This is a genomic window from Streptomyces rectiviolaceus (genome assembly GCF_039533825.1).
GTDB lineage: Bacteria > Actinomycetota > Actinomycetes > Streptomycetales > Streptomycetaceae > Streptomyces > Streptomyces rectiviolaceus.
The window spans coordinates 51,927-63,080 of sequence record NZ_BAAAUG010000034.1; the positions used below are offsets into that span (position 1 = coordinate 51,927).

10 protein-coding genes and 1 pseudogene are annotated in these 11,154 nt (G+C 70.5%); 3 read left to right on the top strand and 8 right to left on the bottom strand.

Annotation, left to right across the window (positions count from 1 at the left end; all coding sequences use genetic code 11):
* Positions 1-13 precede the first annotated feature (13 nt).
* From ABD378_RS11690 to ABD378_RS11700, 3 genes are all read right to left on the bottom strand, one after another.
* A complete protein-coding gene (locus ABD378_RS11690) occupies positions 14-559 on the bottom strand; it encodes a hypothetical protein (RefSeq protein ID WP_344520556.1) in 546 nt (181 codons plus the stop codon).
* 221 nt (positions 560-780) lie between these two features.
* Complete coding sequence (locus tag ABD378_RS11695; RefSeq protein ID WP_344520557.1) at positions 781-936, bottom strand: hypothetical protein; 156 nt, start codon at positions 934-936, stop codon at positions 781-783.
* Positions 933-1,277, bottom strand: coding sequence for a hypothetical protein (locus tag ABD378_RS11700; protein ID WP_344520559.1), 345 nt, complete (start codon positions 1,275-1,277; stop codon positions 933-935). The genes ABD378_RS11695 and ABD378_RS11700 overlap by 4 nt, the downstream gene beginning before the upstream one ends.
* 142 nt (positions 1,278-1,419) lie before the next feature.
* Between ABD378_RS11700 and ABD378_RS11705 the strand changes: the two genes are divergently transcribed.
* The 3 genes from ABD378_RS11705 to ABD378_RS11715 all read left to right on the top strand — a co-directional run bounded on the left by ABD378_RS11705 (position 1,420) and on the right by ABD378_RS11715 (position 4,928).
* Positions 1,420-2,691: an NsdA family TPR-like regulatory protein gene (locus tag ABD378_RS11705; protein ID WP_344520560.1), complete on the top strand. Its 1,272-nt coding sequence runs from the start codon at positions 1,420-1,422 to the stop codon at positions 2,689-2,691.
* Positions 2,692-2,702: 11 nt separating this feature from the next.
* A complete protein-coding gene (locus ABD378_RS11710; RefSeq protein ID WP_344520561.1) occupies positions 2,703-3,236 on the top strand; it encodes a GNAT family N-acetyltransferase in 534 nt (177 codons plus the stop codon).
* A gap of 630 nt (positions 3,237-3,866) precedes the next feature.
* Positions 3,867-4,928: an ATP-dependent DNA ligase gene (locus ABD378_RS11715; RefSeq protein ID WP_344520562.1), complete on the top strand. Its 1,062-nt coding sequence runs from the start codon at positions 3,867-3,869 to the stop codon at positions 4,926-4,928.
* 29 nt (positions 4,929-4,957) lie between these two features.
* Here ABD378_RS11715 and ABD378_RS11720 read toward each other — a convergent pair whose 3' ends face one another.
* From ABD378_RS11720 to ABD378_RS11740, 5 genes and pseudogenes are all read right to left on the bottom strand, one after another.
* Positions 4,958-6,223, bottom strand: coding sequence for a vanadium-dependent haloperoxidase (locus ABD378_RS11720; RefSeq protein WP_344520563.1), 1,266 nt, complete (start codon positions 6,221-6,223; stop codon positions 4,958-4,960).
* Complete coding sequence (locus ABD378_RS11725; protein WP_344520564.1) at positions 6,220-7,566, bottom strand: LLM class flavin-dependent oxidoreductase; 1,347 nt, start codon at positions 7,564-7,566, stop codon at positions 6,220-6,222. Before ABD378_RS11725 ends, ABD378_RS11720 begins: the two co-directional genes overlap by 4 nt.
* A gap of 407 nt (positions 7,567-7,973) precedes the next feature.
* A pseudogene (locus ABD378_RS11730) lies at positions 7,974-8,705 on the bottom strand (ABC transporter ATP-binding protein); the annotation flags it as partial.
* Positions 8,681-9,535: an ABC transporter permease gene (locus ABD378_RS11735; RefSeq protein WP_344520565.1), complete on the bottom strand. Its 855-nt coding sequence runs from the start codon at positions 9,533-9,535 to the stop codon at positions 8,681-8,683. The gene ABD378_RS11735 and the pseudogene ABD378_RS11730, both read right to left, overlap by 25 nt.
* Positions 9,532-10,596 (bottom strand): ABC transporter substrate-binding protein, encoded by a 1,065-nt coding sequence (locus ABD378_RS11740; protein WP_344520567.1) that lies wholly within the window; start codon positions 10,594-10,596, stop codon positions 9,532-9,534. The genes ABD378_RS11735 and ABD378_RS11740 overlap by 4 nt, the downstream gene beginning before the upstream one ends.
* Positions 10,597-11,154 lie beyond the last annotated feature (558 nt).

An 11,154-nucleotide genomic window follows, 5' to 3' on the forward strand; every position in this document is an offset into this window, starting at 1 on the left:
CTCCCGCTGCAGCCTATGCGGGAGCCTCGCCTTCCTGGCGCAGTCGCCTCGTCTCTTCCCGCATCTGCTGAACCATGATCTTTACCGAGTTCCAGTAGGAGCGGATGGCGTCCTCGTATTCTTCGAGCGCGCGTTCGGAATTCTCTGAGTGCAGAAGACACATGTAGATGCGGCGGGAGTCGCGGAAGACACCTTGCAGGGCTTCCACCGCTAGGTCGCCCCCCTCCACGATCATGAAGTCGCCCGCCCGGGTGAAAGGTCCGTATGCGGCCCTGAGGCGTTTGGTGTGCTCCTGAACGGCATTCCGTCGGGCATCACTTGGAGTCGTAGCCAGGATTTCTGGTATGTCGCGGTACAGCGCACCCATCTCGTGCGCCTGTTCCACGACTTCGAGGTAGGACTCGCGGCGTGCCTGCAGAGACGCGTGCGCCCTGTCTGCTTGTGCGGCCGTGATTGCCTGAGTCTTCGCCGCATTCATGTTGCCGCGCCCGGCAACCCAGCTTGCCACGATCGCGGTACCAGCTGTGAGGCAGGCCACCCACAGTGTGCTGTCAGCCACACGCGCATTGTGCCGGTGACCTCCAAGGGCGAAAAGGGGAGCTGGCGGCCCCGGCCGGGTTGCCCCTACCAGCCGGGGCCACCCGTCCGTCCTCGGGGGCATCACAGTGCATCGGGCAGACGGGGGTGTGATGAGCGGCCCGCCCGCCAACGAGGCTCACAAACGGGCGGGCCGCCCCTTCCCGTGCCGTGGGCTGTCCGACGTGGCCACGGCAGGGGGTCTCAGCTGGCTTGCGTCTCGCCGGGGCGGCGCGGCCAGTCGATGCGCTGGTAGTAGTTCCGGTGCCCGCCGCTGTGCCGCGGCGGCAGGGTGCAGCGGACCACGGAGCCTTGCTTACGGATGTGGCAGATGACCGGGACCAGGACGCGCTCGTTCATCGTCGTACCTCTTTCAGCCTCTGCCGCAGCGCGTGGCCTTCGGTGCAGCGACCTGTCTCGTCGGCACACTGCTCGCAGCTCTGGATGTGGTCGAGGAGCGCCCGGTAGGCACGCGGTTCGGCGCAGAACCGGCAGCCGCGGGGGAACCAGATGAAGTCGGTGTCGAACCGTCGCTCGGAGCGCGTGCCGAGCTCGACGGCGTTCTCCGTGGTGAGGACGACGGCGCACCACACGCAGGCTCGCCCGCATGTCTGCGCCACGGACAGCCCCCCGACGGGCGGCACCGAGTGAACTGTCCGTTCGACGGCGCCGTTGCCCCGTGGTCCCGCGTCTCTGCTCATGACGTCGAGGTTCCCGGAAGTGTCCTGTTGCTCATCAGGACGGATCCGGGGCAGTTACTCGCGGGCGACCGGACAGTTTTACCCAGCGGTGGACGGCGGTACGTCTACCGTCGAGGGACTCGGCGCAGGGTGGGGGACGGTCATGGCCAAGCAGCGGAACACCAAGCTCGAAGCCCTGCTTGTGGAGTTCGGCTACACCCATCAGCAGGTCGCCGACGAGGTGAATCAGGCCGCGCAGGACGTGTTCGGCAAGCCCACCCAGTGCACCGACCGGCATGTGCGCCGCTGGATCGCGGGCGATTTGCAGTGGCCGTGGTCCCGCTACCTTCAGCCCCTGCAACAGATCTTCGGCCGCAGCCCGGAGGCCATGGGTTTCATCCCGCGTAAGTCCTCACGGGTTCCGGCCCCGGCCCGGCGGCCGGCGCCCGCGAAGGAGGAACGCCCCGTGAGACGCCGGGAGTTCATCGCGGTCGGCCTGGCAGCTGTCCTCGGCCTCGACACCATCCCCTCCGCAGGACGACTCGGTACAGCCGATGTCGAGCGGATCCGGGCGATCGTCCCCGCCCCGTACAAGCACGATCACGCGCTCGGCGGGGGCGCCCTGCACACGGTCGCCGCGGAGGCGCTGCGCTCCGTCCACTACGCGCTCAACCACTGCACCTACGGCTCCCGCGTCGAGCGCGCCCTGTACGCGGCGACCGGGGACCGGGCGGCGTCGGCCGGTTGGTTCGCCTACGACGCCGGGCTGCAGGACGATGCGACGAGCTTGTACAGCGAGGCGTTGCAGGCGGGCATGCTCGCCGGGGACGGCATGCTGCAGGCCCGCGTCTGGTCCAACCTCGCCATGCAGGCCCGCCTGTTGGACCGAGACCAGGAGGCGCTGCGGATCGGCCGGGCCGCCGTCGAGACGCGGCAGGCAAGACAGGATCCGTGGCTCATGTCGCTGCTGCACTGCCGTCAGGCCGTCGGCCATGCCCGCGTCGGCGAGCGCACCCGCGCCGAGCGATCTCTTGCGCGGGCTGAGAGCGTCTACGGCCGCACCAGCGGCGAGCCTGCGGCCTGGCTGTCATTCCTCACCCCCGCCGAGCTCACCGGACTCGCAGGGGCCGCGCACCAGGCCCTCGGCCGCTACGGTCGTGCCCATGAACTAACCGCCTCCGCACTGGACATGCTCGAGCCGCGCTTCGAGCGCAACCGCGTCTACTACACCGTGCAGAGCTCACAGGCCCTTCTCGACGGCGGGGAAGTCGAGCAGGCCGCCGCCGAGGCCAGGCTCGCCATGGCGATGGGCGAGCGCGTGCAGAGCGAGCGGGTACAGGGCAAGCTCGACGGGCTACGCCAGCAGATGCGCCGCCACGCCCACGTGCCCGCGGCGGCGGACTTCCTCGAGCAGACACGACGGACGGGAGCGTGAGCGTGGACGGCATGCGGCTGGAACGACGGAACGCGACAGGGCTCAGCGAGATCCGGCCCCAACTCCTCGACGTGTACGCGGAGATCTACGCCGCCCGGCTCGACGAGGAGTTCCACACCGTCGAGCGGTTCGACGAGCGGCTCGGCTGGAACACCGAAGTACCCGGCTTCACCGCGGTCGTCGGCTACCTCGACGAGACTCCGGTCGGCTACGCATACGGCTGCACCCTACAGACGGGCACCAGGTGGTGGAACGGGCTGCGAACCCCGGTCCCGGACGGCGCGATCGTCGAGGACGGCGCCCGCACGTTCGCCCTGTCGGAGTTGATGGTCGTCGAGAAGATGCGCGGCACCGGGGCGGCGAAGGCGATCCACGACGAGTTGCTCAGCGGCCGGCTCGAGCAGCGGGTGACGCTCCTCGTCGAGCGGGAGCACCCCAAGGTTCGCAGCCTGTACGAGGGTTGGGGGTACGAGTGGTTCGGCGAGGCACTGCCGTCCACCGACTCGCCGCTGTATGACGCGATGGTGCTGCGACTCGACAGCTGACGGCGCGGCATCGCCCGCCTCGTCGCCCACGAAGTCGACCACCTTCACGGCCAGCTGTACCGGCCACGAATACAGGAAGGCTTCGCCCCGATCCTCCCCCGTCTCCGGCCACCGCGGCACCGGCCGCACCTGGCAGTACGGAACGGCGACGGCCAAGCTCCACCCGGCTCCGATCACGGCATCCCCGGCGAGGAGTCTCGATGCGACCGCTCAGCCGGGTGCAGAGTGCCGGCCGACCGTGCTCGGGACAGTTTCTCGGCAGGTGACGAGGGCGGCGTGCGCCTGGGGAGCAGATCGTCGTTCGGACGCGCGGAGTCGGCTTCTATCGCGGGCTGGAGACGTGCGACGCATCGTTTGAGGGTGTCGTCGTTGGCCTTGCGGACCGAGTCGCCGACCAGTGTGGTCAGGTCGCCTGCCAGGGCGAGGGCGGACGGTCCAAGCATGTACTGGAGTGCCTTGACTCCGGCTCGGACGTAGTCGCTGCTGCCGCGGGACGCCTCTGTGAGGCCCTTGCGTCACCTGCAGATCTGACGCCGGACCCCCACGGTGGCCGCAGCGCGGCGGCTGACCTGGGCGTTGTGGACGCCGGCTGAACAGGCGGGCCGACTGGACGCCGCCTAGATTTGGGCCATGGATCTGCCGGTGATGCCCCCCGTCAAGCCCATGCTCGCCAAACCCGTGGCGAGGATCCCGCCGGGCATGCAGTACGAGGCCAAGTGGGACGGCTTTCGCGCGATCGTTTTCCGGGACGGTGCGGATCTGGAGATCGGCAGTCGTACGGGCAAGCCGCTGACCCGCTACTTCCCTGAGGTGGCCGAGGCCCTGCTCGAGCGGCTTCCGGCCCGTTGCGTCCTCGACGGGGAGATCGTGATCGCCCGGGACGGGCATCTCGACTTCGACGCGCTCACGGAGCGCATCCATCCCGCCGCGTCCCGGGTGCGGACCCTCGCCGAGCGGACCCCCGCCTCCTTCGTGGCCTTCGACCTGCTCGCCCTGGATGACGAGGGCCTGCTCGATGCTCCCCTCATCGACCGGCGTACGCGGCTCGCCGAGGCCCTGGAGGGCGTGAGCGCCCCCGTCCACCTCGCGCCGAGCACCACGGACCCGGAGCTGGCCCAGAAGTGGTTCGAGCAGTACGAGGGCGCGGGCCTCGACGGCGTCATCGCCAAGCCGCTCGACCTGCGCTACCGGCAGAACGAACGCCTCATGTTCAAGATCAAGCACGAGCGCACGGCGGACTGCGTGGTCGCGGGCTACCGCTTCCACAAGAGCGGCCCCGTCGTCGGCTCGCTCCTCCTCGGTCTGTACGACGAGGGGGGCACCCTGCAGCACGTCGGTGTCTGCGCCGCGTTCTCCATGCAGCGGCGCGCGGAGCTGGTGGACGAGCTCGAACCGCTGCGGATGGAGTCGGCCGCAGGTCACCCCTGGGCTGCCTGGGCCGACGAGTCCGCGCACGAGGCGTCCCGGATGCCGGGTGCGCCGAGCCGCTGGTCCGGCAAGAAGGACCTCTCCTGGGTGCCGCTGAGTCCGTCCCGCGTCTGCGAGGTGGCTTACGACCACATGGAGGGCGGACAGCGCTTCAGGCACACGGCTCGGTTTCGCAGCTGGCGACCGGACCGTACCCCTGACAGCTGTACGTTCGCCCAGCTGGAGGAGCCGGTCCGGTACGACCTGGCGGACGTGCTGCGGTAGCCGATCCCGCCGAAGTCAGCGGGCCGAAATCAGCGGGCCGGACGCAGGAGTGCTTCGGCGTTGCGGAGCGTCGCGCCCGCGACCTGCTCGCCGAGCCTGACCCCGGCCTCGTCGGCCGACCGGGTGTGGATACCGGAGTAGATGCGGGCCTCCACGTTCTCGGCGGTGAGCCGGTGCCAGTCGGTGTAGGTGCGGGTCGCGCCGGGTGCGGTGGGGCTCGTGAGGTCGTACGGCGCGGTGCGCGGGCCCGCGAGCGCCTCCAGGACGCCTTCGGCCGCTCCCGAGTACGTGTTGTGGCCGCTCGGGTAGTCGGGGTGGGCGGGAGTGTCGTGCAGTGGGGTCCACTCTGGGTCCTGGCCGATGCCACCGGTACGAATCGCGGTGACCGGGCGCCAGCGCTGGTGGGCGTACTTGCTGTCGGACGTGGCGATCTGAGTGTCGACGGACGCGACGTGGAAGAGAGCGACCAGGCGGGCGCGGTCTGCGGCCGAGCGCGGGGACCGGTCGACGGCGACGCGCAGGGGCTCGGTGTAGAGGGTCAGCGAGGACCCGTACCAGAAGTTGGCGGTCTCGGTCTGCCGGGCGGTGCGGCTGCTGCCTTCCTTGACGCCGTACGCGCGGACCTCGGCGAGGTCGGCCTCGTACTGCCGGGAGTCGAGCGCGGGCGGCGCGGGCAGCCGGTACTGGTCGGCGCCGCGCAGCGCGAAGGGCTTGGCGAGGCGGTTGCCGTACTGGGTGGCGGGGGCCTGCGCGGGCGGGGTCGGCTGCCAGACGCCGGGGGCGGCGGGCGGCACGGTGAAGGGGGCGTTGACCGACGCGGGGTCCAGGCCGTCGCCCTCGCGGGACTTCAGGGTCAGGGCGGCCTGGCGGGCTCCGGCGGCCACGCCCTTGTCCTCGGCGGCGCCGTCGGGGATGGAGTCGAGGGTCCGGTCGAGCGCCGCGTCGAGCTGGTCGGTGCGGGCGGGTGCGAGGGCGACGAGCGCGTCGTGGACGGCCGACGCGAGGGCGGCGTCCTGGTAGTCGCCGCGGTCGACACCGCGCGGAACGGAACCGGCGGCACGGGCCGCGGCCAGCCAACTGATCGCCCACGCACGGCTGTTGGTGACCTGTGTGGTCGCGCCCGCCGCGGTGATGGTCTGCGCGGTCGTGTCGTACCAGTCGAGCGCCACGGAGGTGCGTGGTGCGGATGTGGGCGTCGCCGCCTCGGAAGGAGCCGCGGTGGAGGCAGCCAGCAGAGCCGTCGCCCCGAGCGCGGTGAGTGCGGTGAGTGCGGGGCGGGATCGGAACACGTTCACGAACTCTCCTGGGGGTGAGCGGAGTCGGCGTACTGACTGTCGGGGCGGGGCAGGCCGTAGTGGTCGCGCAGGGTCGTGCCGGTGTACTCGGTGCGGAACAGGCCGCGGGCGCGCAGGATCGGCACGACCTGGTCGGCGAAGAGGTCGAAGCCGCCGGGCAGGCCGGGCGGCATGACGTTGAAGCCGTCGGCGGCGCCTTGCTCGAACCACTCCTGGATCTGGTCGGCGACCTGCTCGGGCGTGCCCGCGACGACGCGGTGCCCGCGGGCCCCGGCGAGGCGGTGCAACAAGCCGCGCACGGTGGGCTGTTCGCGGTCGATGATGTCGAGGATCACCTGGAAACGGCTGCCGTTGCCGCGCTCACCGCCGGTCTCGACGAGCTCGCGGGGCACGGGGCCGTCCAGTTGCTCGGCTGTCAGCCGCAGGCCGAGCATGCGGTGCAGGAGCTGCAAGGAGTACTCGGGCTGGGTGAGTTCGTTGTACTCGTCGTGCAGGGCGCGGGCCTCGGCCTCCGTGGAGCCGATGAAGGGGCTGATGCCGGGGAGGACGAGCACCTTGTCCGGGTCGCGCCCGAGCCCCGCAGCCCGCTTCTTGAGGTCGGCGTAGAGGTCCTGGCCGTTGCCCAGCGTCTGGTGCGCGGTGAACACGGCTTCCGCGTACCGGGCGGCGAAGGCACGCCCGTCCTCGGACGACCCTGCTTGTACGTAGACGGGGCGGCCCTGTGGTGTGCGCGGGGTGTTGAGCGGGCCGCGGACCTTGAGGCGCGGTCCTTCATGGTCGATGGCGTGGATGCGGTCGGTGTCGGCGAAGAGCCCTGTCTTCTGGTCGGCGACGAGCGCGTCGTCCTCCCAGCTGTCCCAGAGCTTGGTGACGACATCGAGGAACTCCCTTGCCCTGTCGTAGCGTTCGGCGTGCACCGGGTGCGCGTCGAGGCCGAAGTTCAGGGCGGCCTGCGGGGCTCCGGTGGTGACGATGTTCCAGCCCGCGCGCCCTCTGCTGAGGTGATCGAGCGAGGCGAAGAGGCGGGCCAGGTTGTACGGCTCGCTGTAGGTGGTGGACGCGGTCGCGATGAGCCCGATGCGCTGCGTGACGGCGGCGATCGCGGAGAGCCAGGTGAAGGGTTCCAGGCGGAAGCGGCTCGCGTAGCGGACGTTGTCGGCGAGGGCGGGGCCGTCCGCGAAGAAGATCCCGTCGAAGGTGGCGGCTTCCGCGCGCCGTGCGAGGTCCTGGTAGAAGTCGATGTCCAGGATCCGCGCCGGGTCGGAGCCGTGGTGCCGCCAGGCCGCCTCGTGGTGGCCGCCTGGGTAGACGAAGAGGTTGAGGTGCAGCTCGCGGCGGCTCATGCGCGGCTCACCTCCGCGGCGCGCGAACCAACGGCGGGGGCGCCACCGTCGGCACCGTCGGGGGTGCCGTGCGCCGGGCCGACGGACGCGGGGACGTCGCCCGCAGCACCACTGCCCGCTGGACCGCCGCCCGCAGCACTGGAGGCCGCAGCACCGCCGCCCGCAGGACCGCTGCCCGCAGCCCTCGTGGCCGCAGGACCACTGCCCGCCGCACCCGTGGCCGCAGCACCGGCCGCCACCGGCCCGTCAGTCACCGCGCCTGTCCGGCGGCCCGCCGCCCTCGGATCTCCGTCCGCCCCGACGGCGGCATCTACCTCCGGTCCGTGGTCCTGCGCAGGGGCAGCCCCACGGTCCTGCGCAGGGGCCGCCCCACGCCCGCCCGGTTCGATGCCGACCGGCTCGCCGTCGTCCAGCTCGACCCCCAGCTGCCGCAGCAGCCTCCCCCGCAGCGCCGCGTACTCCGGGCTCCCCTGGCCTCGTGGCGCGGGAAGTTCCACGCGTACGTCGGCCGCGATGCGCCCCGCGTCCAGGACGACCACCCGGTCGGCGAGGGCGATCGCCTCGTCGACGTCATGGGTGACCAGGAGTACGGCGGGGCGGTGCGCCTCGCAGAGGCGTCGCAGCAAGGCATGCATCCGGATGCGCGTGAGCGCGTCAAGCGCACCGAACGGCTCGTCCGCGAGCAGGAGTTGAGGCTCGCGCACCAGGGAGCGGGCGAGCGAGACCCGCTGCTGTTCGCCGCCGGACAGGTCCGCGGGCCAGGCGTCCTCTCGGCCCGCGAGGCCCACCTCGGCGAGGGCCGCACGGCCGCGCTCCCGCGCTCCGGCTCCCGTCAGGCCAAGGACGACGTTGTCCAGGACCCGCTTCCAGGGCAGCAGACGTGCGTCCTGGAAGACCACCGAGACGTCGCCGGGCGCGGACAGCTCCCCGCTTCCCTCGACCTCGTGGTCAAGTCCCGCCAGGGCCCGCAGGAGCGTGGACTTCCCGGAGCCGCTGTGGCCGAGGAGCGCCACGAACTCGCCCGCCTCAAGGGAGAGTTCGAGTCTGTCCAGGATCTTCCGGTCGCCGAACGAGCGGACAAGACCCTCGATCCGGACCGCCTGTGCGTCCCCCGTCAGCCCGCCAGTGTGCGTCGCCATGACAGCGCCTTCCTCTCCACGAGCCGTACGAGTGCGTCCGAGATGAGACCGAGGAGGCCGTACACGACGAGGCCGACGATGATGATGTCGGTCTGCCCGTAGGTGCGGGCGAGCTCCATCATGTAGCCGATGCCACTCGTGGCGTTGACCTGCTCGACCACGACGAGCGAGAGCCAGGCCGCGGTGACCGCGAACCGCATGCCGAGCAGGAAGCCCGGCAGCGCTCCGGGCAGGACGACGTGCCGCACGAACCCGGTCCGTGAAAGGCCTACCGTCTCGGCGAGTTCGGCGTAGCGGCCGTCGATCGTCCGCAGCCCGTTGTGCGTGTGGATGTAGACGGGCACGAACACGCCGAGCGCGATGGTGATGACCTTCATCGACTCGCCGATGCCGAACCAGAGGATGAGCAGCGGGATCAGCGCGAGCGACGGGATGGCCCGCTTGATCTGTACGGGTCCGTCGATGATGCCCTCGCCGATCCTGCTGAGCCCGGCGGCGATCGCGAGGGCGAGCCCGGCCGCGGTGCCGAAGAGCAGCCCGAGAAGGGCGCGTTCGGCGGAGGTGGCGAGGTTGGACTGGAGCCGTCCCTCGGCGATCAGATCACCGGCGGTGCTCACCACGGTCCAGGGCGCGGAGAGGTTGCGGGCGTCGATGAACCCGGCGGCCGACCCCGCCGACCAGAGCGCGAGCAGCAGCAGGGGGCCGATCGCCCAGCCGTACGGGACGGGCTTGCCAGGGCCGAGCCTGCGGCGTCGCGGCTTGGGGCGCGCGTGGACCACGGGCCCGGGGCGGGCGGAAGCCTTGGTCAGGGTGGGGGCTTCGGCGCTCATGTGCCTTCCCCCGCGCCGGACTTGAGGGCATCCGCGGCGACCGATTCGTACCGCAGGTCGAAGAGGACCTCCGCGTCGAAGGTCTTCTTCCCTGTCTCCTTCGCCAGCAGATCGACGGTCTTCTGCTGCCGTGCGACGGCGGAGGTCCAGTCGGCCGGGATGTCGGGGTGGCCGACTCCCTTGACCAGGTACTCGCCGTCCGCGCGGGTCAGGCCCTGGTCCTTGACGTACCACCCGGCGATCCATTCGTCGGGGTGCTTGTCGGCCCATTCGGCGGCGCGCGCCCAGTACTTCACGAACTCCTTGATGGCCGCGGCCTTCTGGGGGTCCTCCACCGACTCGGTCGGCACCCACAGATGTCCCGGGTCGTCCCGCAGACCGTGCTGGATCGTCTTCGCGCCGTCCTTGCCGTACTTCGCGGGATAGCGCTTGATGTTGACCCCGCCGAGCGGCGCCGCGTCGACCTGGCCGTTGCCGAGGGCGGACGGGTAGACATCGCCGGTGCTCGGCAGTTCGACGAGTTCCACGTCGTCCTTGGTGAGTCCGGCCTTGGCGAGGATGCGCAGGACGAGTGCGCCCTGTGCCTGCCCCGGGCTGTAGGCGATCTTCTTGCCGCGCAGGTCCTTCAGTGTGTCGATGTCGGCGCCCGGCGCGATGCCGATTTCGTACGTGGGGTGCTTCAGCGGGTCCTTGCGGAATTTGGCGGCCACCAATTTCGTGTCGAGCCCCGTCCAATGCGCGTGAATGGACGGAATTTCAGCCGCGGAGCACACATCCAGGGAATGCGCCCTGAACGCCTCGGAGCACTGGGGGCCACCGCTGATGTTGGCCCATTTCACCTTGAAGGGAAGCTTGTCGAGCTGCCCCGAGAGTTTCAGGGCGACCTGGGTGTCCGGTGCTCCGACGGTGATGGTGGTGTCCGGATCCACTTTCTCCGGGATCTTCGCGGAGACCTGCTTGGCGTCGACAGTCGTGGTCGACGAGGTGTTGTCGGCGCATCCCGCAAGGAGCAGCGGGGCGACGAGGGCAGCGCCGAGCGCCGCCCGTATGTGTGTGGGCATGACTTCTTTCCCGGAGTGCGGACCTTCACGGAGGGAGGGAAGACCGGCAGGGGAATTCCCTGCGGCTTCTCACGAGGAATCACGAGAAAACGTGCGTTCCACAGGTGTTCCGAAGGTCAGCTACACAGAGCGGTGGCGACGCGCATCAGATCAACAGCGCGCCGCTGCTTGAACCGCCGGGATATTCGCATGGCGTTGAAACTAGCCACGGCACCAAGAGAGGGTCAAGCCATCTCACCCGTACCGGCTTTCCGGAAACGCAGCCTTCGCACTCCGGCCATACTCACGTCACACCCACCCTCGGCGCCCTGCCGGGAACGCATTCACGCCAATGTTCGAGCCCCCGCCCTCGCGCCGCTTCCCCGTCACGGGCACCGACCGTAAGCTCCCTCGCCTGATACGGGAGTTACTTACGGTAAGGGGGTCGGGCCATGGGGTACTCGGGAGCCGCGGGCAGCACGAGACGGACGTTCGTCGCAGGGGCGGCAGCGGCGGGCGGCGCGGCGGCGCTGCGGGCGGGGGCACTGCCGGCGGCGGCCGACGACCGGGCCCCGGAGG